Origin of the sequence: Rhizobium sp. CBN3 (genome assembly GCF_030518245.1) — a bacterium.
Lineage (GTDB): Bacteria > Pseudomonadota > Alphaproteobacteria > Rhizobiales > Rhizobiaceae > Rhizobium > Rhizobium aethiopicum_A.
On record NZ_JAULSE010000006.1, the window covers coordinates 1 to 19,160 of the forward strand.

General features: G+C 61.7%; 22 protein-coding genes, 1 tRNA gene and 1 pseudogene. 13 read left to right on the top strand and 11 right to left on the bottom strand.

Annotated features, from left to right (window positions below):
• The 4 genes from QWJ46_RS11150 to QWJ46_RS11165 form a co-directional block, all read right to left on the bottom strand.
• The coding region (locus tag QWJ46_RS11150) for an ACT domain-containing protein (protein ID WP_302751182.1) at positions 1-453 on the bottom strand (453 nt) is incomplete at its 3' end.
• 308 nt (positions 454-761) lie between these two features.
• A complete protein-coding gene (locus QWJ46_RS11155) occupies positions 762-1,778 on the bottom strand; it encodes an acyltransferase (protein WP_302751183.1) in 1,017 nt (338 codons plus the stop codon).
• Between the two features lie 54 nt (positions 1,779-1,832).
• On the bottom strand, positions 1,833-3,113 hold the full coding sequence (locus QWJ46_RS11160) for a hypothetical protein (protein WP_302751184.1): 1,281 nt from the start codon (positions 3,111-3,113) through the stop codon (positions 1,833-1,835).
• A gap of 2 nt (positions 3,114-3,115) precedes the next feature.
• Positions 3,116-4,165 carry a glycoside hydrolase family 5 protein gene (locus QWJ46_RS11165; protein ID WP_302751185.1) on the bottom strand — a complete coding sequence of 350 codons (1,050 nt, stop codon included), beginning with the start codon at positions 4,163-4,165 and terminating at the stop codon, positions 3,116-3,118.
• A gap of 136 nt (positions 4,166-4,301) precedes the next feature.
• On the opposite strand from QWJ46_RS11165, the gene QWJ46_RS11170 reads away from it, so the two are divergent.
• The 3 genes from QWJ46_RS11170 to QWJ46_RS11180 all read left to right on the top strand — a co-directional run bounded on the left by QWJ46_RS11170 (position 4,302) and on the right by QWJ46_RS11180 (position 6,859).
• Positions 4,302-5,930 carry a GumC family protein gene (locus QWJ46_RS11170; protein WP_302751186.1) on the top strand — a complete coding sequence of 543 codons (1,629 nt, stop codon included), beginning with the start codon at positions 4,302-4,304 and terminating at the stop codon, positions 5,928-5,930.
• A 61-nt stretch (positions 5,931-5,991) separates the two neighbouring features.
• On the top strand, positions 5,992-6,318 hold the full coding sequence (locus tag QWJ46_RS11175) for a hypothetical protein (RefSeq protein ID WP_302751187.1): 327 nt from the start codon (positions 5,992-5,994) through the stop codon (positions 6,316-6,318).
• A gap of 250 nt (positions 6,319-6,568) precedes the next feature.
• Positions 6,569-6,859 (top strand): DUF982 domain-containing protein, encoded by a 291-nt coding sequence (locus QWJ46_RS11180; RefSeq protein WP_302751188.1) that lies wholly within the window; start codon positions 6,569-6,571, stop codon positions 6,857-6,859.
• A gap of 130 nt (positions 6,860-6,989) precedes the next feature.
• Here QWJ46_RS11180 and QWJ46_RS11185 read toward each other — a convergent pair.
• A tRNA-Leu gene (locus QWJ46_RS11185) sits at positions 6,990-7,074 on the bottom strand.
• Between the two features lie 168 nt (positions 7,075-7,242).
• On the opposite strand from QWJ46_RS11185, the gene QWJ46_RS11190 reads away from it, so the two are divergent.
• A complete protein-coding gene (locus tag QWJ46_RS11190) occupies positions 7,243-7,650 on the top strand; it encodes a BA14K family protein (RefSeq protein ID WP_302751189.1) in 408 nt (135 codons plus the stop codon).
• 10 nt (positions 7,651-7,660) lie between these two features.
• Here QWJ46_RS11190 and QWJ46_RS11195 read toward each other — a convergent pair whose 3' ends face one another.
• Entirely contained in the window at positions 7,661-7,954 is a 294-nt protein-coding gene (locus tag QWJ46_RS11195) for a SelT/SelW/SelH family protein (RefSeq protein WP_011423629.1), read from the bottom strand.
• Between the two features lie 125 nt (positions 7,955-8,079).
• On the opposite strand from QWJ46_RS11195, the gene QWJ46_RS11200 reads away from it, so the two are divergent.
• The 3 genes from QWJ46_RS11200 (at position 8,080) to QWJ46_RS11210 (ending at position 9,907) form a co-directional block, all read left to right on the top strand.
• The gene (locus QWJ46_RS11200; protein ID WP_302751190.1) at positions 8,080-8,817 is read left to right on the top strand and encodes a type 1 glutamine amidotransferase; all 738 of its coding nucleotides are present in this window, start codon (positions 8,080-8,082) and stop codon (positions 8,815-8,817) included.
• A gap of 11 nt (positions 8,818-8,828) precedes the next feature.
• Positions 8,829-9,386 carry a sugar O-acetyltransferase gene (locus QWJ46_RS11205; RefSeq protein ID WP_302751191.1) on the top strand — a complete coding sequence of 186 codons (558 nt, stop codon included), beginning with the start codon at positions 8,829-8,831 and terminating at the stop codon, positions 9,384-9,386.
• Between the two features lie 68 nt (positions 9,387-9,454).
• On the top strand, positions 9,455-9,907 hold the full coding sequence (locus QWJ46_RS11210; RefSeq protein WP_302751192.1) for a GFA family protein: 453 nt from the start codon (positions 9,455-9,457) through the stop codon (positions 9,905-9,907).
• Between the two features lie 136 nt (positions 9,908-10,043).
• Here the strand turns inward: QWJ46_RS11210 and QWJ46_RS11215 are convergent.
• From QWJ46_RS11215 to tenA, 3 genes and pseudogenes are all read right to left on the bottom strand, one after another.
• Positions 10,044-10,271, bottom strand: a pseudogene (locus QWJ46_RS11215) (type II toxin-antitoxin system CcdA family antitoxin).
• A gap of 56 nt (positions 10,272-10,327) precedes the next feature.
• Positions 10,328-12,160 carry a translation elongation factor 4 gene (lepA, locus tag QWJ46_RS11220; RefSeq protein WP_064800332.1) on the bottom strand — a complete coding sequence of 611 codons (1,833 nt, stop codon included), beginning with the start codon at positions 12,158-12,160 and terminating at the stop codon, positions 10,328-10,330.
• Between the two features lie 77 nt (positions 12,161-12,237).
• Entirely contained in the window at positions 12,238-12,936 is a 699-nt protein-coding gene (gene tenA / locus QWJ46_RS11225) for a thiaminase II (protein WP_302751193.1), read from the bottom strand.
• Positions 12,937-13,074: 138 nt separating this feature from the next.
• On the opposite strand from tenA, the gene QWJ46_RS11230 reads away from it, so the two are divergent.
• Both QWJ46_RS11230 and QWJ46_RS11235 read left to right on the top strand, forming a co-directional pair.
• A complete protein-coding gene (locus QWJ46_RS11230) occupies positions 13,075-13,644 on the top strand; it encodes an XRE family transcriptional regulator (RefSeq protein WP_085776616.1) in 570 nt (189 codons plus the stop codon).
• Between the two features lie 24 nt (positions 13,645-13,668).
• Complete coding sequence (locus QWJ46_RS11235) at positions 13,669-14,187, top strand: GNAT family N-acetyltransferase (RefSeq protein ID WP_302751194.1); 519 nt, start codon at positions 13,669-13,671, stop codon at positions 14,185-14,187.
• A 15-nt stretch (positions 14,188-14,202) separates the two neighbouring features.
• On the opposite strand, the gene QWJ46_RS11240 is transcribed toward QWJ46_RS11235, so the two are convergent.
• A complete protein-coding gene (locus QWJ46_RS11240) occupies positions 14,203-14,814 on the bottom strand; it encodes an HAD-IA family hydrolase (RefSeq protein ID WP_302751195.1) in 612 nt (203 codons plus the stop codon).
• 136 nt (positions 14,815-14,950) lie between these two features.
• On the opposite strand from QWJ46_RS11240, the gene QWJ46_RS11245 reads away from it, so the two are divergent.
• The 3 genes from QWJ46_RS11245 (at position 14,951) to QWJ46_RS11255 (ending at position 17,521) form a co-directional block, all read left to right on the top strand.
• Positions 14,951-15,976: a histone deacetylase family protein gene (locus QWJ46_RS11245; RefSeq protein WP_302751196.1), complete on the top strand. Its 1,026-nt coding sequence runs from the start codon at positions 14,951-14,953 to the stop codon at positions 15,974-15,976.
• A gap of 9 nt (positions 15,977-15,985) precedes the next feature.
• Positions 15,986-16,537: a recombination regulator RecX gene (recX, locus tag QWJ46_RS11250; protein WP_302751197.1), complete on the top strand. Its 552-nt coding sequence runs from the start codon at positions 15,986-15,988 to the stop codon at positions 16,535-16,537.
• Between the two features lie 90 nt (positions 16,538-16,627).
• The gene (locus QWJ46_RS11255; protein WP_302751198.1) at positions 16,628-17,521 is read left to right on the top strand and encodes a DMT family transporter; all 894 of its coding nucleotides are present in this window, start codon (positions 16,628-16,630) and stop codon (positions 17,519-17,521) included.
• Here QWJ46_RS11255 and QWJ46_RS11260 read toward each other — a convergent pair whose 3' ends face one another.
• Positions 17,522-17,989 carry a group III truncated hemoglobin gene (locus QWJ46_RS11260; protein WP_302751400.1) on the bottom strand — a complete coding sequence of 156 codons (468 nt, stop codon included), beginning with the start codon at positions 17,987-17,989 and terminating at the stop codon, positions 17,522-17,524.
• Positions 17,990-18,160: 171 nt separating this feature from the next.
• On the opposite strand from QWJ46_RS11260, the gene mbfA reads away from it, so the two are divergent.
• A complete protein-coding gene (mbfA, locus tag QWJ46_RS11265; protein ID WP_302751199.1) occupies positions 18,161-19,144 on the top strand; it encodes an iron exporter MbfA in 984 nt (327 codons plus the stop codon).
• Positions 19,145-19,160: the final 16 nt, after the last annotated feature.

The window sequence follows — 19,160 nt, forward strand, 5'->3', positions numbered from 1 at the left end:
GGCTTCGGCCTGCGGCTTGTTCTCCTTCGTCACCTTGATGTGGTGGAAGGGGATGTCGTGATTGACCACGACCTTCTGGTAGTCGAAATGGTTGGAGACGACGCCGACGATATCGATCGGCAGGGCGCCGATCTTCCAGCGGTAGAGCAGGTCGTTGAGACAATGGCCGAAGCGCGACACCATCAAGAGCACCTTCATGCGGCTCTCGCTGTCGTGGAATTCGTACTCCATCTGAAAGGGCGCGGCGACTGCGGCAAAATCGGCGCTGATTGCGGAGCCCGACAGGCCTTCTTCCGAAATGAAGCTGACGCGCATGAAGAACCTGCCGGTATCCAGGTCGTCGAACTGGCTGGAGTCGATGATGTTGCAGCCCTTGTCGGCCAGATAGCTCGAAATCGCCGCCACGATGCCGCGCGTCGATTTGCAGGATACCGTCAATACATAGCTTCTCATGTCTCTCCCTCTTCCCTCTTGGAGGCCGCAGCCCGTGCTTAGATCAAAGCCCGTGCCGCGAATAGGCCGGCGCACTTTCATTTATGCGACAAATTGCAAGATAAACCATCACGTTCCTGCAAGTTCTCTCATCGCCGGATCAGCTTAGGAGAAGTTGCCCAAAACGCTGTGCCGCCAGCGCCGCACGGATGTGTATTCTCGCCTTCAGTGAATGAAATTAAAGCATGTCGCTGAAAGCTGATGAGCAATTTGCGACATCGAGAGGCGGGAAAACCAAGCATGTGAAGAACGGAAGTGGATCCGAAGGATTAGGCCGGCGGACCGCTTGCCACGGCGACCTTCCGGCGCGGCGTTGTGATTTCATGAATGATTGCGCCGCCGATTGACGACAGCACCAGCGAGAGGATCACGAAGAGCACCGGCTGCTGCAAGATGCCGAGCGGCAGGCGGTCCGAAGCCACCCTCAGGAAAGCGAGCGTGAAAGCGTGGGTGATATAGATGCTGTAGGAGCAGTCGCCGAGATAGTTCAGCCACCCCAGAACCGGCAGCCGGGAAAAGTCGATGGAAACTGCCCCGTAAATGATGAAGATCGCCGGAATTCCCCAGGCGTAGAACCGGCTCTCCGGCGGCATCAGTGCTTCATTGACGAAGAGGAACACAAAGCCGGTGGCCAGTGCTGCCCATGCCCAGCGGTTCGGAAGAAGCACCTTCTGGCCGTAAAGCCAGCCGAGCACGACGCCGGCGAGGAACTCCAGCATGATCGGTTCGCCGTAGAACCGGGTGGCCGTCGTTTCCGGCAGCAGCCGGCAGGCAATCAGGATCACGGCAAAGAAGGCAAACATTACCGGGATCCGGCGGATTTCCGAGAGCGGCAGCAGCAGCGCAAACACGAAATAGAAGAACATTTCGTAATTCAGGGTCCAGCCCGGCACGACGACGGGGGTGATCGTGCTTGGATCGGCGGCATTGGCCCATGGCAGAAAGAGCAGCGAGGCGATGAGATGCGGAAGGTCGAACACCGTCGATTTCAGCAATGACGGGGCAGCCAGCGCCACGATAGCCGAAAACAAGGTTGCCAGCGAATAGAGCGGCACGATCCTCCTGATGCGGCGGCGCGCGAAATCGATGGGGCTGATTGCGCGCCCGCTCGTCGTCAGCCACATCACGAAACCGCTGAGCACGAAGAAGATGTCGACGCCGGTTTCGCCATAAAGAAAAGCCGTGGCGTCGGCGGCGGGGTTGACCTTGGCAAGCTGCAATATCGCATGGAAATAAACAACCATCAGCGCCGCAACCGCGCGCAGATATTGAAGCTGGACAAGCATGTGATGTCTTGCTCCTCGGGCTCGCGGACGCCGGTTTCCACCGTGCCGCTGCGGTCAACTCAGTACATCTGCCGCACGACCCTGCCGGATGCGCGGGCTGTCGTGGAACCGCATATATCCGACGACGAACCATAAGAGGCCGGCAATCTTCATCGAGAAAACAGCGGTCCCCCCGATCATCATATTCAGAAAAATGAAAAGAGAAAGTGAATGGGCGCATCGCCGCTGCGCCGCCGTACGACCGGCGGGGAAGAGGCAGACGAACAGCCAGAGCGCGACGACGCCGAAGATCGTCGCCGCGTAGATCAGATAGACATAACCGCTGTCGGCGAACTCGGCGACCCTGTCGACCGAAAGCCCGAGAACGGCGAGAGGATCGAGCTCCATGATCTTCTTCATCGTCAGGTTGATGCGGCCGGTGAAATTGTCGCCCGTGGCATTGGGTTTGAGGGTATAGACGACAAAACCTGCGACCACGATCAACGGCATCAGCGCCAGATTGAAATTCCGCGGGATCTTCGGAAAGACGAAATAGCCGACGATGCAAGCAAAACAGAAGATCAGCATCGTGCGCGTATCGTTCGTCACCAGGATCAGCACCGCCGTGCTGATGAAGAGCAGCCGGTCCCAGCGGCCCAGTCTTTCCCACATCGAGATCAGGTAGATCGCGATCACGCCGCAGAAATTGGCAAGCGACACCTGTTCGAGGAAGATCGACGACGAGCGATGGTCGATGATGCCGAAGGAAAAGCGCTCGGGAAAACCGAGCGCGTTCTGGAACAGGCCTGTCGTGTTGTAGCTCAGCGGCAGCAGCCCGCGCGTATTGGCAAAATAATCGGACGGATGCACGATGCTGACATAAAAAGGCACGCTGATAATCTCGAAGATCAGGAAGATCAGCACTGTCAGGCTTGCCCAGCGGAAGGTCAGCTTCATCGTTCTTTCGTTGCTCCAGCCGCCGAGGCCGGTAAAGCAGAAGATGATCAGCACGTTGCGGAAATGATCGACGAACGGCATGCGGTTGAGCACGCTGACATAGACGGTCACGACAAGCGTGAACAACAGAAACAGGAAGGCCGGCAGATCCGTCTCGTAGATCCCCTTGTGGAGGATGTAGATGATGGCGCTTGCCAGAATCAGGCCTTCGCTGGCGGCGACATGCGTCATCGACAGCGGCATGATGTTGTGGTTGATGAAGGCGAGAATGCCGTTATAAAGCATCGAAAGCAGGCCGAGCCAGAGCACCGGATGGTCGATACGCGACGCCCCGCCGGCCGCATCGAGGCGGTTGCCCGCCGCGGTGAAAGTCGTTGCTTTCTGATCGACGGCTGCCACGGTCAGTTCCCCGCAGGCTTGACGGCGGTGCAGGCGCCGGCATCGGCCCTCACCGAAGCGGCGAGAAGCCGCATCTGCGGTCGCTCGGTTCCCTTGCCCGGCTGAACGTTGAAAGCTTCGTCCGCCGGCCACCATTCGCCTGCGGCCCAATAGGACCAGCCGAGCCAGACATCGCTATTCCCGGACATGGTGGCGTAGATCTTGGTCAGGCCACTCATGCAGTCCTTATCGGCGGATCCGCCGAATTCGCCAAGAAAACCGCGTTTATGGTTCCGCTTCAGCCAGGCGGTGACGCCGGCGATGGCCTCGACCGCGGCGGCGGCGCCTTCGCAGGTGGCATGAGTTCCCGACGAATCCACGTCGAGATATTGGTGGACCTCGTAAGCGTAGAAATCGAGCGGATCGCGCACGCCGAGCATGACAGTGCCGTTGGCACCGCCGATCACATCCTCCTCCCAGCTGTGAGCGCCGCTCCAGGCGGTCCCCGGTACGAGGATAAGATTGCGAGCGCCGACGGCGCGGATGGCGCGGATCGCTGCGTTGGCGGCATCGAGCCAGTCCGTCGCCTTGATGTCGTGCGGTTCGTTCATCAGGCCGAAGAGAACGCCGTCCTGATTGGCGAATTCGACCGCGAGCCTTGCCCAGAAGTCGGCGAACGCGGCGTCCGTCGCCGGCGCGGTGCCGATCTGCGCCTTGTCGTAATAGCCGAAATTATGCGGGTCGAGCAGAACGGCCATGCCCTGCTTTCGGATCAGGCCGACCGTATCCTTGATCCGCTTGAGTTCGTCTTCGTCCAGCCGCCCGCCGAGCGCCGGCTGCAGCCGCTCCCAGCGGAACGGCAGCCGGATGATCGTCATGCCCTTTTCGGCGAAATAGCGGATCGTCTGCTCGCTCGGATAGATGTAGTTCGTGCCGTAGACGGCGCCGCGCTCGCTATATTCGCCGCCGGAAAGATTGACGCCGCGATAACACGGCGCGCCGGCCGCAAAGACCGGCGACGGCATGAGGGCGGCCGCAAGCAGCAGCGCCACCAGATGTCGTGTCGTCCTCATGGCTATCCTCGCAATCACGGCAAAATCGCAACATCGACGTCGCTGCGCCTATCTTAACGGTCCGTTAGCTAAGAATTTCTAAAGTCTCGGCACCTTGGCTTCAGTCTTTCACGCTGGGCGGGATACGAGTGCGCGTATGAGTCAGTATGACAGGAACAGGGTAAGCCGGCTGCCCGGCTGGCGTAGTTACGAGCCGTCTCCGACTGCGTCGGAAGGCGTGCGCCCGCGCAGTCCCGTTATTCGTCCGGATGATTTCGCCCGTCCCGAACCCGAGCCAGCCCCACCGCCTTTCGTGCCGCCGTCGGCACGGGTTTCAGACACCCGTCGATCCGAGCCGCCGCCTGCCGCTGCCGTCGAACCGTCTGCGGCCCCAGAACCGCATGCGGCCGATGTGCCGCAACAGAGCACAGCCGCGCCCGCCGCCCCGCTCCTCGACCTCCGCTCCAGCATCGCGGCGATCTGGAGCCGCCGGCTGGTGGTGTTTGTGCTGGCCCTTGTCGGAGCCGTCGGGGGCGGCGTGGTGGCGCCGCTGATCGGCCAGAAATTCACTGCCGTCAGCAGCCTCTATTTCGATCCGCGTCAGATCGGCCTTGCCGAGGCCGGCGCGCAATCTTCAGGCCCGTCGCCGGAGATGATCTCGGCGCTGATCGACAGCCAGGTGCAGATTCTGACTTCGGGCAATGTGCTGCGCCGCGTCGTCGGGGCGATGAAGCTCGACCAGGATCCGGAATTTAACGGCGGCAGGACGGATGGCGCGGCCGTCATCGGCGCCCTGCAGAAGGCGCTTGTCATCACCCGTCAGACCGGCACCTATGTTGTTTCGCTCGCCGCGACGACCAACGACCCCGAGAAATCCGCACGGCTTGCCAACCAGGTGGTCGCCTCCTTTACCGAGGAAGAAAACAGCGCCTCGAACGGCCTCTACGAAAACACCTCCTCGACGCTGGACGGACGCCTTGCCGACCTGCGTCAGAAGGTGCTGGAGGCCGAGCAGGCGGTCGAAACCTTCCGGGCCGACAACGACATGGCCGCGACCGAAGGCAACCTGATCTCCGACCAGCGCCTCGTCTCGCTGAACACGCTGTTGGTGACGGCGCAGGAAAAGACCATCCAGGCGAAGGCCCGCGCCGATGCCGTCGCCAATCTGCGCGTCGAAGACATCGTCGCCGGCAACCAGGCGGAGGGCGGCGTCACCTCGCCGCTCGTCAGCCTGCGTCAGCAATATGCCGCCCAGGCCGCCGCCGTCGGCAGCCTCGAAAGCCAGATGGGAACGCGTCATCCGCGCCTGCAGGCGGCGCGCTCCTCGCTGCAGAGCATAGCAGGCGAAATCAGGGGCGAATTGCAGCGCCTCGCCACTTCGGCAAAGGGCGAATACGAGCAGGCCAAGGCCGCTGAAGACAGCATTGCCAAGGAGCTTGCCGTTCAGAAGGCGCTGCAGGCAACCGTCTCCGACAAGCAGGTGGAACTGAACGAATTGCAGCGCAAGGCGACGGCGGCGCGCGATATCTACGAAACGGTGCTCAAGCGCTCGAGCCAGACGAGCGAGGAACAGAACCTCAGCCAGAGCAACATCCGCGTCATCTCTCCGGCCGAACCGCCGGTCAAGGCCGACGGTCCGGGGAAGAAGATCCTGATGGTCGCCGGTATCATCGGCGGCTTCCTCGCCGGGTTCTTCCTGGGTGCCGCCATTGCCATCCTCGTCGGTCTCTTCGGCCACCCCGTCATCGGAGGCTATTTCAGGAAATCGCCCGCCGCGGCGGCTTGATGCGGGCCGTCGGTTTTCCTACATGCAGAAGAAGCGGTTTGTCGCCGGCAGGAGAGTTCCCATGCGGCTGTTGCTTCTGATATCTATCGGCGTCCTGTCCAGCCTCGCCCCGGCGTCAGCCTTCGCTGTCGACTGGACGAAATCCGTGGATTCGACCGTTCAACCCCTCTATCCCTACAAGGGCCTTCCCGGCGTCAAGGCGCAGCCGGACAAGAAGGAAGAGGAATCCTATAATTGCCGCACCGAGACCGTTCAGATCCGCCGCCGCTATGACGACATCTTCCGCTCCGGCGGCATGCCGACTCTGATGTATGTCTGCGACCGCGATGGCTTCGTCACCATGGGCGAAAAGGTTCCGCTCCGCGGCCACTATCAGCCGGTGCAGTAAGAATCGTCCCAAGCGGCGGTGCGATGATGCAGGCGTGGCCGCCGGAGGGCTTGCGGGACGCCGGAAGACGCGGCTGAGTTTTCCGCAGGCGGCCATGCCCTGAACATGGAACCGCGTCCGCACCGCTCATTTCATCTCTTGCCGAAATCATTCATGAAACGCTGCTCTATCGGGCAACGAACGCGCCTTCCGCTCCCCGGCATGCTTCTTGCACCATTAGTAATATTCTAACCTTTGGGGAGAAAGTGTCATGCAATGGAACGCATCACCGAATTTTGCACCTCTTGTCCTCTTTCTTGGCGGTCGGCGAAGGATCGTCAAGACGCTCCGAGACGCAGCCGAAGTTCTGATCATCGATTGGCCGTTCGACGATGGAGAGGAATATGTCGCGGCCGTGAAGGCCTGCGACGATGCCCTCGCGGGAGAGGCCGGGATGGAGGAATTGAGGGAACAGCTTCTTCGCGCCGCCAGGGAAGCCGGCATTACGGCTTTGTCGGTCGTATCGGATAGCGGGAAGACGACACCCCATATGGCGGCGTAACAGGCCTTCAACCTGCATCGCTCTTGGAACCGGTCTCCAGACAAGCAGGTCAATGACCTCTGTCAACAGAGCCAAGTGCGTAATTTTGGAATGATTTGAATATTTGATCTTGGCAGTGATCAAAAGGAAATGGTGCCCAGAAGAGGACTCGAACCTCCACGCCTCGCGGCACAGGTACCTGAAACCTGCGCGTCTACCAATTCCGCCATCTGGGCGACGGAGAGCGATGTAAGGGGGTGGCTCGTGACTGTCAACTGGGTTTTTCAAGTTTTCCTGACAGTCTGCAAAAAACAGCCAATCACATGCGAGGGAGCGGCTGGAGGGGAGACATAGCGCTTCGCCCCGGGCGCCCTATATAGAGGGAGTCTCGAAAGGAATGCCTCATGCCTGCTGCCCGCACGCTTCTGCTCGCCGGCCTTTTTGCCGTTTTTGCGCCTATCATGGCGGGCGCTGATTCGCCGAAGTCGGGTCTCGGGCCGGTCAACACGGGATCGACGCTCTGCGATTTTCGCGGCTGCTTCGGTTTTGGGCCGCAGCAATGGCATCGCCCGGCTTATGTCCAGCCGAATTATCGTCCGCGCGGCGCGGGGCCGACCTATTATCTGCCGGGCGCGGCGGGGCGGCCGCAGCTGACCTATGACCCGCCGCCGGTGCGCCAGGTGCAGCCGGCACGGGATATGAACAAGCATATCGCCTGGTGCACCAATGAATACCGCTCCTATAATCCGCGGACGGATCACTTCCTTACCTATGAAGGCGTCTACAGGGTCTGCCGCTCGCCCTATCGCTGAGCGGGTTTGGTCAGCTTTCGTGCGAGACGCGGTCGACATGGCCGAGATCGCGACCGGGCTCGATGATGTCGCGAACGCGTTGCTTCAGCTCCTTCGGCCCGGGAAAGCCGCCGTCGCGCTTACGCTCCCAGATGAGATCTCCATTGACACGGATTTCGAAATTGCCGCCGGTGCCGGGGATCAGCGCCACCTCGCCGAGACTGTCGGAAAAGGTGCTCAGCAGCTCCTGCGCCATCCAGGCGGCGCGCAGCAGCCAGTTGCACTGGGTGCAGTAGAGGATCGAGACGCGGGCTTTTTCGGTCATGGCGCTTTCCTTTCATTTGCCGTGATTTAAGCCGTTGCAGCGTGCGGAAGCAATCGCGCATGCGCAAGCATCTTGCGCGCCGTTCTTCGGCATGGTCTCTTCCTGCCGACCACCGGGGAGAACCTATGCGAGTCGCAGTCGTCGAAAATATGCGCAACACCGGCCTCGGCGCGCTTGCCACGGCGCTCGACGAGGCGGGTGCTGTGATCGAGTGGTTCCGGGTCTGGCGGGATGGCATCCTACCGCCGGACATAGCCGGTCATGACGCGCTGGTCGTTCTCGGCGGCGAGCAGAGCGCGCTGGATGACGAGACGCATCCCTATCTGCCGGAGCTCGCCAGGCTCGCGCGCCGCTTCGGCGATGCCGGCAAGGCCGTGCTCGGCATCTGCCTTGGCAGCCAGATTCTTGCCCGGGCCTATGGCGCCGACAATCATCTCGGGACCGCCCGCGAATTCGGCTGGCACAGCATCGGCGTCACCGATGAAGGCCGGGCCGATCCGCTGCTCTCGACGCTTGGCGGCGAATTCACCACCTTCGAGTGGCATGCCGACACCTTTTCCCTGCCTGCAGGCGCCGTTCGTCTCGCGACCAGCGCTGTCGCCGAAAACCAGGCCTTCCGCATCGGCCGCGCCGTCTACGGCACGCAGTTTCATTTCGAGGCTGATAGAACGGTGGTCGAGCAGTGGAAGGCGGAATTCCCCGATACGATCGAACGAATCGCGCCCGGCTGGCTGCAAAGCTATGCCGAGCTGACTGCGCGGCATGCTGGTGGCGCCGATGCCGCCGGCCTTGCCATCGCCCGCGCCTGGGTCGGTCAGATCGAACGGCAGGAGGTCGAGATGCTGTCGCAGGTCCCGGCTTGAAGGGCGATGCGATGACGGCAAGCGAACGCGAGAAGATGGCGGCGGGTGAGTGGTATTGCTGCCTTGACGACGATCTCGATCACCTGCGCCGGCAGGCGCGGCTCGCCGTCCACGCCCACAATACGCTGCCGCCGGACGAGCGCGGCGCCGCGGCCCCCGCCCTCCGGGCACTTTTTGCACAGGCCGCCTCCGATATCTTTATCGAAGCGCCGTTTCACTGTTCCTACGGCATCAATATCGTTCTCGGCGATCGCGTCTATGTCAATGCCGGCTGCGCCATCCTCGATTCCGGCAGCGTGACGATCGGCGATCGCACCATGTTCGGCCCCGGCGTGCAGATCTATTGCGCCCAGCATCACAAGGATCCGGCGCTTCGCAGTAGGGGAATCGAGATCGCCCGGCCGGTCGCAATCGGCAGCGACGTCTGGATCGGCGGCGGCGCCATCATCCTCGGCGGCGTGACGATCGGCGATGGCGCGATCGTCGGTGCGGGCGCCGTCGTCACGAAGGATGTGCCGGCGGGCGCAACGGTGGTCGGCAATCCCGCGCGCCCGATAAACCGCGTTTGAGATGCGTCTGGGACTCTCGACAATGGCGCCGGCTCCTCTAGATCAGAGGACGGAAGGGGAGAGATATCATGACATCACCGAATTTGCCCATGGAAGGCGGCTGCCGCTGCGGCCGGGTGCGCTTGAAGATCAGCGCTCCGCCGCTGCTGGCCATGGCCTGCCATTGCACAGGCTGCCAGAAGATGACGGCGAGCGCCTATTCGCTGAGTGCCGCCATCCCCAGCGAAGGCTTCGAGGTTAGCAAGGGCGAGCCTGTTATCGGCGGCCTGCACGGCGCCACCAGGCATTATTTCTGCCCGCACTGCATGAGCTGGATGTTCACCCGGCCGGAAGGCATGGACTGGTTCGTCAATCTGCGCGTCACCATGCTCGACGACCCGAACTGGTTCACGCCGTTCATCGAGACATGGACGAGCGAGAAGCTGTCGTTTGCCGAGACAGGCGCGGTGTATAGTTACGAAGCGCTACCGGAGATGGACGCCTATGAGGGGTTGGTGAAGGAGTATATGAGAAGGGGATAAGGCTCAGAAGCCTTGGAAGAGAAAGTCCATGGCGCCGATGATGACATCGCTTTTGCCCGATAGATCTGTGACGGCTTCTCCAATTTCCGACGTCGGGACAGAGCGGTTCTGCGCTTCAATCAAAAACTGAACCGCTCTAAAACTGACGGTACTTGGCGAGCGGCAGGCCGTTTTTCGACATACTCGTTTTCGAGCCGGATCGCCTCGGCGTTCTCGATCCGCCACAGCCGCTCGCGTTCCGCCTTTATCGCTTTCGCGATACCTTCTTCCGCCGCCCGCGATATGTTGATCCTGAGCTCGCGGGCCTGGGAAACGAGGCTTTCATCAATGAAAGATTCGCTGCTTTTCTCGCCCGATGACCCATAACGATCTCCTCGTCTTATGCGCAAATCATATGCGCATAAGCGTCATTGAGAAGCGTTATTCGTCGCCCATCTTGAGTGCGGCGATGAAGGCTTCCTGCGGGATCTCCACCTTGCCGAACTGGCGCATGCGCTTCTTGCCTTCCTTCTGCTTGTCCAGAAGTTTGCGCTTGCGGGTGGCGTCGCCGCCATAGCACTTGGCCGTCACGTCCTTGCGCAGCGCCGAGATGGTTTCGCGGGCAATCACGTTGCCGCCGATCGCCGCCTGGATCGGGATCTTGAACATGTGCTTCGGAATCAACTCCTTCAGCCGCTCGCACATGTCGCGGCCGCGCTTTTCAGCTGCCATGCGATGCACAAGCATCGAGAGTGCATCGACCGGCTCGCCATTGACGAGGATCGACATCTTCACGAGGTTGCCTGCACGGTAGCCTTCGAGGTGATAATCGAAGGATGCATAGCCCTTGGAGATCGATTTCAGCCGGTCGTAGAAGTCGAAGACGACTTCGTTCAGCGGCAGTTCATAGGTCACCATCGCCCGGGTGCCGACATAGGTCAGCTCGGTCTGGATTCCGCGACGGTCCTGGCAGAGTTTCAGGATGCCGCCGAGATAATCGTCCGGCGTCATGATTGTCGCCTTGATCCACGGCTCGCGGATTTCGGCAATCTTGACGACATCGGGCATGTCGGCCGGATTGTGCAGTTCGCGCTCGCTGCCGTCGGTCATCGTCAGCTGATAGACGACGGAAGGCGCTGTTGCGATGAGGTCGAGGTCGAACTCGCGCTCCAGGCGCTCCTGGATGATTTCGAGATGCAGCAGGCCGAGGAAGCCGCAGCGGAAGCCGAAACCGAGGGCTGCCGACGATTCCATCTCGAAGGAGAAGGAGGCGTCGTTGAGGCGAAGCTTGCCCATGGCGGCGCGCAGATCTTCGAAATCGGCGGCATCGACCGGGAAGAGACCGCAGAACACCACCGGCTGCGCCGGCTTGAAGCCCGGCAGGGCTTCGGCGGTCGGGCGCTTGTCTTCCGTAATCGTATCGCCGACGCGTGTATCGGCCACTTCCTTGATCGAGGCGGTGATAAAGCCGATCTCGCCGGGGCCGAGGCTGTCGACATTGACCATCTTCGGCGTCAGCACGCCGACGCGTTCGACTTGGTATTTCGCATCGGTACCCATCATGCGGATCGTCTGGCCCTTGGTTAGCACGCCGTCGATGACGCGCACGAGAACCATGACGCCGAGATAGGTGTCGTACCAGCTGTCGACGAGCAGCGCCTTCAGCGGCGCCTTGTCGCCGCCCGGGCTCTTCGGCGCCGGCAGCTTATGGACGATCGCTTCCAGCACGTCGGGAATGCCGAGGCCGGTCTTGGCCGAAATCAGCACGGCCTCGGAAGCGTCGATGCCGATCACTTCCTCGATCTGTTCCTTGATGCGGTCGGGCTCGGCGGCCGGCAGGTCGATCTTGTTGAGCACGGTGACGAGCTCGTGGTTGTTGTCGATCGCCTGGTAGACATTGGCGAGCGTCTGCGCTTCCACGCCCTGGCTGGCGTCGACGACGAGCAGCGAGCCCTCGCAGGCCGACAGCGACCGCGAGACTTCATAGGCAAAGTCGACGTGGCCAGGTGTGTCGATCAGGTTGAGAATATATTTCTCGCCGTTGTTTGCCTGATAGTGCAGGCGCACGGTCTGAGCCTTGATGGTGATGCCGCGCTCGCGCTCGATCTCCATATTGTCGAGCACCTGCTCGGACATTTCGCGCTCGGCAAGTCCGCCCGTCGTCTGGATCAGGCGGTCGGCCAGCGTCGATTTGCCGTGGTCGATATGGGCCACGATCGAGAAGTTGCGGATATGGGACAGCGGAGTGGTCGAATTGGTGCTCATGCGCGCCATATAGCAGCGCCGCCCCCTGCCGCAAAGCGGTAATTAATCGGGAATTTACGCTATTTTGCGGGTCTGCCCGGCGTGCGTCAGACCGGCCAGCTCTCCAGCCGCCAAGCCGAATCCCAGAACATCCATTCATATTGCGAGGCGCGCACGAAAACGTCCATCATCGCGGCACGCTCCGTCTCGGATGCGGCGCGGGCGGCGATATCGGTCAGTGCGATCACCTCGCGGGCGCCGGCGGCGAATTGCGGATCGCCGTAGGTGTTGATCCAGGCCTGGAAGACATTGCCCTCGATCGCCGGCCTGCCTTTGATGCCTTCGCCGACATGCATGTAGATCCAGAAGCAGGGCAGGATGGCCGAAAGCGCAACGGCATAAGAGCTGTGATAGGCGGTCGCCAGAAGGAAATTCGTATAGGCGAAACAGGAAGGCGAGGGCTCGGCGGCCGTCACATCCGCGCTCGAAATGCCGAATTGCGAGAGGAAGCCTGCATGCAGGCCCTGCTCGACGGTGATGGCCTTCTGCGCCGAACCGAGGAAGCGCAGCACCTGTGCATTGTCGGGCGCCTTGGCCGCGACGATGGCGAGGCACCGGGCATAATGCTTCAGATAGATTGCGTCCTGCAGGATGTAGTGACGGAAAACCTCCGGCGGCAGCGTGCCGTCCGAAAGCCGTTCCAGGAGCGGCAATCGCTCGATCTCGGCCATGAGAGGCTTGATCCGGTCCCAGGCGGCGGCCGTGAAGTTTCCTGTGATTTCGATGTTCTGCAAGCTGCCGTCCATGATGTCCTCCGCTCTCCAAGCGCCGCTGCCATATATCGGCGGCACGGCGGTGAAGGCAAGCGCGACGACGCATCAAAAAGACGCTTGATTCCACGATGAGATAAGGTGTTTCTCTTATAGTAGAATCTTGGATCGGCGATGGAACAGGAACTCGAACAGGCGATCGGCAGCCGCATTCGCACCTTGCGGCTGGAAAAGGGCCTGACGCTGGATGAGCTTTCCGAGGCGTCTGGCGTCAGCCGCGCGATGATTTCGCGCATAGAGCGGGCGGAGGCGAGCCCGACCGCCTCGCTGCTGGCAAGGGTCTGCGCCGCGCTCGGCCTGTCGCTCTCAGCCTTCTTTGCAGAGGAGGGGCAGCAAGCCTCGCCGCTGGCGCGGCGGCAGGAGCAGCAGGTTTGGCGCGATCCGGAAACCGGTTATCTCAGGCGCGCGGTATCGGCGCCCGGCACCGGCTCCGCCGTCGATATCGTCGAAGTCGAATTTCCACCCGGCGCCCGCGTCAGCTTCCCACCGCATGCGGCATCCCATGACATGACGCAGCATGTCTGGCTCTTCGATGGCGAGCTGGAGATGACTGCGGGTGAGACGGTCTACCGGCTGCGTCCAGGCGACTGCCTGTTCATGCCCGTCGGCGAGGGCCATTCCTTCCATAATCCCGGCAATGCCCCGGCGCGCTATTGCGTCGTGCTCGATCGCGGCGGCCGATGACGACCTTCATTTCAGGAGAAGACCATGCCTGACATTCGCATCCTTTCTGCCGAGGAGGCCCGCGCTGCAATTCCGGCCCTCTCGGAAGTACTGGCCGATTGCGTCACGGGCGGCGCTTCCGTCGGCTTCATGCAGCCCTATGGACTGGAAGATGCCGAGCCCTATTGGCTGGACGTTGCAGATGCAGTCGCCGCCGGCAGCAGTCTACTGCTGGTCGCCAAACTCGATGGCCGGATCGTCGGCACGGTGCAGGTGAGCGCCGCGCAGATGCCGAACCAGCCGCATCGCGGCGATCTGAAGAAGCTCCTGGTGCATCGTTCCGCCCGCGGGCGCGGCCTTGCCCGGCTGCTGATGGAAGCCGCCGAACGCGAGGCGGCCGCCCGCGGCAAGACCCTGCTCGTGCTCGACACGGCAACCGGCAGCGATGCCGAGGCGATCTATCCCCGCTTGGGCTGGCAGCGCGTCGGCGTCATCCCCGATTATGCTCTGTGGCCGGAAGGCGGCTTTTGCGGCACCACCTTGTTCTACAAGCGGCTCGCCTGATTGCGCCATTGCTGCTCATGCCCACCTTGCAAACATGGGAAGCGCCCCGGCCAACGTCGCCCCCGCCGTCCATTGCGCCGCGTTCCAACCAAACTGCCGCGCCGTTTCGACATTCGCCGCCATATCGTCAATGAAGGCGATCTCCGCGGCCAGAACGCCGGCACGTTCGGTCGCCATCCGGAAGAAGTCGGGCGACGGTTTGCTGTGTCCGAGTGCTGCCGAATAGATGATGTCGTCGAAATGGGCGCCAAGGCCCAGCTGTTCCATCAGGTAACGCGCCCGCCTGTGCTCCTGGTTGGTCGCCAGGAAGAGAGTGACTCCGCTTCGCCTGAGAGCGGCGAGATCCGCCAACAGATTGCGGTCGAGCCGGGAATCGTTTTCGAACCAGTAGTCGATCAGCGCCGCGGCCCTGAGATGGGGCGCGATCTTTGCGAGCACGCCGGCGAGCCTTGGCTCCAGTGCTTCGCGACCGATGATGATGTCGCCCCAGTGAACCTGGAAAAACTCCTGCTGCAGCAGATCGGGTCGCAGGCCGAGATCGCGCTCGAGATAGGTGAAGTGGGGCAGCCCGTCGGCCGGACGGCCATGGATGAGCACGCCGTCGACATCGACCATCAGCACTTTCATACGGGCAGTTTCCTTCGCACTCAAAACATCGCGAAGGGTGAAGTCATTCACTTTGGCGATCAAGGGCGCCGCGCCAGCTTTTTTGTCGCGGCCGACCCATGTAAATCTCGAATTCCAATCAAGGACAGGATCCGAAATGCGCGTCATCTATTCCGAAGACCACAAGCTGCGTGATGCCAGGACCGAGCTCTATGCCGGCCAGCTGGTAACGCCCTTCGAGGCGCCGTTTCGGGCCGAGTGGATCCTGGCGGCGGTCAAGGAAGCGGGTTTTGCCGATGTTGTGGCGCCGGATGCGCATGGGCTGGATACGGCCCGAAAGGTGCATGATCCCGCCTATCTCGATTTTCTCGACACCGTCTGGGATCGCTGGGTGGCGGCCGGCTTCGAGGGCGAGGCGATCGCCAATTCCTTCCCGGTCCGCCGCACCAGCCAGCGCGTGCCCGACAATATCGTCGGCGCAATCGGTCATTACGCCAATGCCGCCGACACCTCCATCACCAAGGGCTCCTATGAAGCGGCGATCGCCTCAATGCGTTGCGCCGTCACAGCCGCGGATTGGCTGAATGCCGGCAACCGTTTCGCCTTTGCGCTTTGCCGGCCGCCTGGCCATCATGCCGGCATCGATCTTTTCGGCGGCTATTGTTTCATCAACAATGCGGGCGTCGCGGCCCAGCGGCTCATCGATCACGGTGCGAAGAAGGTCGCCGTGCTCGATGTCGATTTCCATCACGGCAACGGCACGCAGGATCTCTTCTATCACAGAGGCGATGTTTTCACCGCCTCGCTGCATGGCGATCCCCTGTTTGCCTTTCCCTATTTCCTCGGCCATGCCGGCGAGGAAGGCGAAGGGCAGGGTACGGGTACCAATCGCAACTATCCGATGCCGCCGCACACGCCCTGGCAGGTCTGGTCTTCGGCCCTTGCCGATGCGCTCGCCCGCATCAAGGCCTTCGGCGCCGAGGCGATCGTTGTGGCGCTTGGCGTCGACACTTTCGAGCGCGACCCGATTTCCTTCTTCCAACTGAAATCCGACGATTTCACTCGCATGGGAGAGATGATCTCCGCCGCTGGCCTGCCCGTCGTCACCTGCATGGAGGGCGGTTACGGCGTGCCGGAGATCGGCCTCAATGTCGCCAATGTCCTCAAAGGTCTGGAAGCCTGATCGTTTGATATGACCGACGAGACCGTTCCATCCGACATTCCGACGCCCCGCATGCTGAGCTGGGCCCGCAACTCCGCTATCTATCGCTTGGAACGGCGGATGATGACGGAAAAACAGCTGCTTGACGCCATCACCCGCAAGGCGAAGGAGAAGTTCGAGGATATCGGCGCGGCGCAACTCAAGGCCCTTGCCGATTTCGTCGTCAAATTCGCTTATGACAACAAGGCGCTCGATGATGGCGCTTATGCCGAGATCAGCACGCGCTCCCAGCTGCGCGGCGGCAAATCGAAGCGCGCCATCGCCCGGAAACTTGCGGCCAAGGGCGTCGCTGGCGATAAGGTCGAGGCCGCCCTTGAGGAGGCCGACGATCTCTACGCCGCGGCGATATTTGCCCGCAAACGCGCCTTCGGCCCCTTCCGCCGCGTCGAGCTTGACGAAAAGCGAAAGGCCAAAGAACTTTCCGCCTTCGCCCGTAACGGCTTCAGCTTCGACATCGGCAGGAAGGTCTTCGACATGAGTTTTGAGGAAGCCGAAGAACTCATCCTGGCTGGCCGCCTCTGATGCATAAGGCCTTTTACTGCCTCGATCAGAAGTTTGAATTTGCCGCTCTTGAGCCGTCTTCGTAAGAACAGCGCACAATCGGGGGCGAGCATGGAAGAAAGAGCAAATGCCGGAGCGGGCACGCTGACTGCAAAGGCGTCAATAGCATTTGGCGGGGTAGCGGCCGGTGGGCTGATGTGCCTCCTGTCCATGTCGTCGATCCAGTTCGGCGCCGCACTCTCATCCTCCGCCATCTCAACCTATGGACCGGCCGGCGCCTCTTGGCTGCGCCTGGCTTTTGCGGCCATCATTCTCGCCTTGGTCGTGCGGCCGCGCATCGTCAGCTACAACAGGGCGCAATGGACGAGCGCACTGGTTCTCGGCGCGACGACAGCGCTGATGACCATGAGCTTCTTCGCGGCGATCGAGCGCATTCCGCTCGGTCTGGCCGTGGCGATCGATTTTCTCGGCCCGCTGTCCGTAGCGACCATCGGCTATGGCCTCAGCCGGCGTCTCCTCTGGCCGCTGATTGCAGCACTTGGCGTTCTGGCCCTCGCCCATGACGGTGAAGGCTGGGTCGGCGATATCGGGGGCATTCTTTTTGCGCTCGGCGCGGGAACCGGATGGGCGATCTATATCGTCCTGACGAAAAAGATCGGCGCGAGCTTCAAGGGGCTGGAAGGGCTGTCCATGTCGTTGATGGTCGCCGCGCTTGTCGCCACCCCCTTCGGCTTTGCCGGCGCCGTGCCGCAGCTCGATGCTTACGGCCTGGTTGAAATGGCGGGCCTTGCCATTCTTGTGCCGCTGCTGCCCTACACGCTGGAACTGATCGCCCTGCGGCGCATGCCGACAGCCTCCTTCGGCATTCTCATGAGCCTCGAGCCTGCTATCGCGGCGCTCGCAGGTTTCGTCGTCCTAGCCCAGCCGATGACGCTGCTGCAGATGGCCGGAACTGCCTTGGTTGTCGCCGCAAGCGCCGGCGCGACCTTTTCCGCAAGGCAGTGATCAGCCTACCTTTTTCGCGGGATCGTCGAGAGCGGGATTGTAGAATAGCGACAGCGTCAGGCTTTTGGCGATCCGCTCTGCGGTCGCCATGAACCAGTCCTTGGCTTCCGGCGAGGGGGCGACATCGTCGAGCGTTGCGGCAAACAGCGACAGCCACTTCGGAAAAAGATCGGCCGTCAGGTTCTGAACGGCGGTATGCGCCTGCACCGGCTTGCCGCCATAGGCGCCGCTGCGGAAGGCGACGGCCGACCAGAAGCTCTTCATCTTCTCCAGATGCTCCGGCCAGCGGCCGGAAAGCCGCGCATCGAACACCGGGCCGAGATCGGGATGCTCCAGCACACGCCCGTAAAACGTCTCAACCAGCCTGCCGATAAAGGCCTCGTCGACCCCCATCGCTCGCATCTCGGCCTCCGCCTTTTCGCGGATCGCCGCGACATGGGCAGGGCGGCCCTGAATGTCATTGTTCATCATAAACCCCGGCGCCGCATGATGCGGCGCCTCTCATATAGGTCTTTACCTCAGCGAACCAAAGCCGCTCGTGCGGGTTGCGGCAATCTGTCAGCCGGTCCGCCCGGGCCACTTGACCACCATCGCTTCCTTGCTTAGGTTTAGAATTATTCTAAATTGTTGGAGAAGTTTATGCTGGCGCGTTTTTTCAGGTCGCCGAAACGATCGTTTGACTCGCTCTCTGAGCAGGAGATTCTCGCCCTCGCGATTGCCTCTGAGGAAGACGACGCCCGCATCTATCTCGCCTATGCCGATAGGCTGCGCCCTGAATTTCCGGCTTCGGCCAAGGTCTTTGAAGATATGGCCGAGGTCGAGGACACGCACCGCAAATCGCTGTTCGAAATCCACCGCCAGCGTTTCGGCGAGCGTATCCCGCTGATCCGACGCGAGCACGTGCAGGGCTTTTACGAGCGCAAGCCGGACTGGCTGAGAGCCAACCTGTCACTCGATGCGATGCGGCAGGAGACCGAGGCGATGGAGGAGCAGGCCTATCGTTTTTATGTCGAAGCGGCAAAGCGCACCACCGACGCCTCGACGCGTGAATTGCTCGGCGACCTTGCGCTCGCCGAGCAGGGGCATGAGGATATTGCCCGCATGCTTGGCGACAAACACACGCCTGAGGATATCAGGCGCGACGAGGACGAGACGGCGCACCGGCAATTCGTGCTCACCTATGTGCAGCCGGGTCTTGCCGGCTTGATGGACGGCTCTGTCTCGACGCTGGCGCCGATCTTTGCCGCCGCCTTCGCCACTCAGGATACCTGGCAGACCTTCCTCGTCGGTCTTTCGGCTTCCGTCGGCGCCGGCATCTCGATGGGCTTCACCGAAGCCGCCCATGACGACGGCAAGATCTCCGGCCGGGGCTCGCCGGTCAAGCGTGGCCTTGCCTGCGGCATCATGACGGCGCTCGGCGGCCTCGGTCATGCGCTGCCCTATCTGATCCCGCATTTCTGGACGGCAACGATCACCGCGGCCATCATTGTCTTCTTCGAACTCTGGGCAATCGCCTTCATCCAGAACCGCTACATGGAAACCCCATTCCTGCGCGCCGCCTTCCAGGTCGTGCTCGGCGGCAGCCTGGTCCTCGCCGCCGGTATCCTGATCGGGAATGGATGAGGAGCGGTCGGCAAAG

What these genes read in the sequence shown, in the direction of transcription:
- QWJ46_RS11155 (WP_302751183.1), bottom strand. Translation starts at nt 1,778, where the DNA reads ATGCTTGTCCAGCTTCAATATCTGCGCGCGGTTGCGGCGCTGATGGTT.
- QWJ46_RS11165 (WP_302751185.1), bottom strand. Translation starts at nt 4,165, where the DNA reads ATGAGGACGACACGACATCTGGTGGCGCTGCTGCTTGCGGCCGCCCTC.
- QWJ46_RS11170 (WP_302751186.1), top strand. Translation starts at nt 4,302, where the DNA reads ATGAGTCAGTATGACAGGAACAGGGTAAGCCGGCTGCCCGGCTGGCGT.
- QWJ46_RS11175 (WP_302751187.1), top strand. Translation starts at nt 5,992, where the DNA reads ATGCGGCTGTTGCTTCTGATATCTATCGGCGTCCTGTCCAGCCTCGCC.
- QWJ46_RS11180 (WP_302751188.1), top strand. Translation starts at nt 6,569, where the DNA reads ATGCAATGGAACGCATCACCGAATTTTGCACCTCTTGTCCTCTTTCTT.
- QWJ46_RS11190 (WP_302751189.1), top strand. Translation starts at nt 7,243, where the DNA reads ATGCCTGCTGCCCGCACGCTTCTGCTCGCCGGCCTTTTTGCCGTTTTT.
- QWJ46_RS11195 (WP_011423629.1), bottom strand. Translation starts at nt 7,954, where the DNA reads ATGACCGAAAAAGCCCGCGTCTCGATCCTCTACTGCACCCAGTGCAAC.
- QWJ46_RS11200 (WP_302751190.1), top strand. Translation starts at nt 8,080, where the DNA reads ATGCGAGTCGCAGTCGTCGAAAATATGCGCAACACCGGCCTCGGCGCG.
- QWJ46_RS11205 (WP_302751191.1), top strand. Translation starts at nt 8,829, where the DNA reads ATGACGGCAAGCGAACGCGAGAAGATGGCGGCGGGTGAGTGGTATTGC.
- QWJ46_RS11210 (WP_302751192.1), top strand. Translation starts at nt 9,455, where the DNA reads ATGACATCACCGAATTTGCCCATGGAAGGCGGCTGCCGCTGCGGCCGG.
- lepA (WP_064800332.1), bottom strand. Translation starts at nt 12,160, where the DNA reads ATGGCGCGCATGAGCACCAATTCGACCACTCCGCTGTCCCATATCCGC.
- tenA (WP_302751193.1), bottom strand. Translation starts at nt 12,936, where the DNA reads ATGGACGGCAGCTTGCAGAACATCGAAATCACAGGAAACTTCACGGCC.
- QWJ46_RS11230 (WP_085776616.1), top strand. Translation starts at nt 13,075, where the DNA reads ATGGAACAGGAACTCGAACAGGCGATCGGCAGCCGCATTCGCACCTTG.
- QWJ46_RS11235 (WP_302751194.1), top strand. Translation starts at nt 13,669, where the DNA reads ATGCCTGACATTCGCATCCTTTCTGCCGAGGAGGCCCGCGCTGCAATT.
- QWJ46_RS11240 (WP_302751195.1), bottom strand. Translation starts at nt 14,814, where the DNA reads ATGAAAGTGCTGATGGTCGATGTCGACGGCGTGCTCATCCATGGCCGT.
- QWJ46_RS11245 (WP_302751196.1), top strand. Translation starts at nt 14,951, where the DNA reads ATGCGCGTCATCTATTCCGAAGACCACAAGCTGCGTGATGCCAGGACC.
- recX (WP_302751197.1), top strand. Translation starts at nt 15,986, where the DNA reads ATGACCGACGAGACCGTTCCATCCGACATTCCGACGCCCCGCATGCTG.
- QWJ46_RS11255 (WP_302751198.1), top strand. Translation starts at nt 16,628, where the DNA reads ATGGAAGAAAGAGCAAATGCCGGAGCGGGCACGCTGACTGCAAAGGCG.
- QWJ46_RS11260 (WP_302751400.1), bottom strand. Translation starts at nt 17,989, where the DNA reads ATGAACAATGACATTCAGGGCCGCCCTGCCCATGTCGCGGCGATCCGC.
- mbfA (WP_302751199.1), top strand. Translation starts at nt 18,161, where the DNA reads ATGCTGGCGCGTTTTTTCAGGTCGCCGAAACGATCGTTTGACTCGCTC.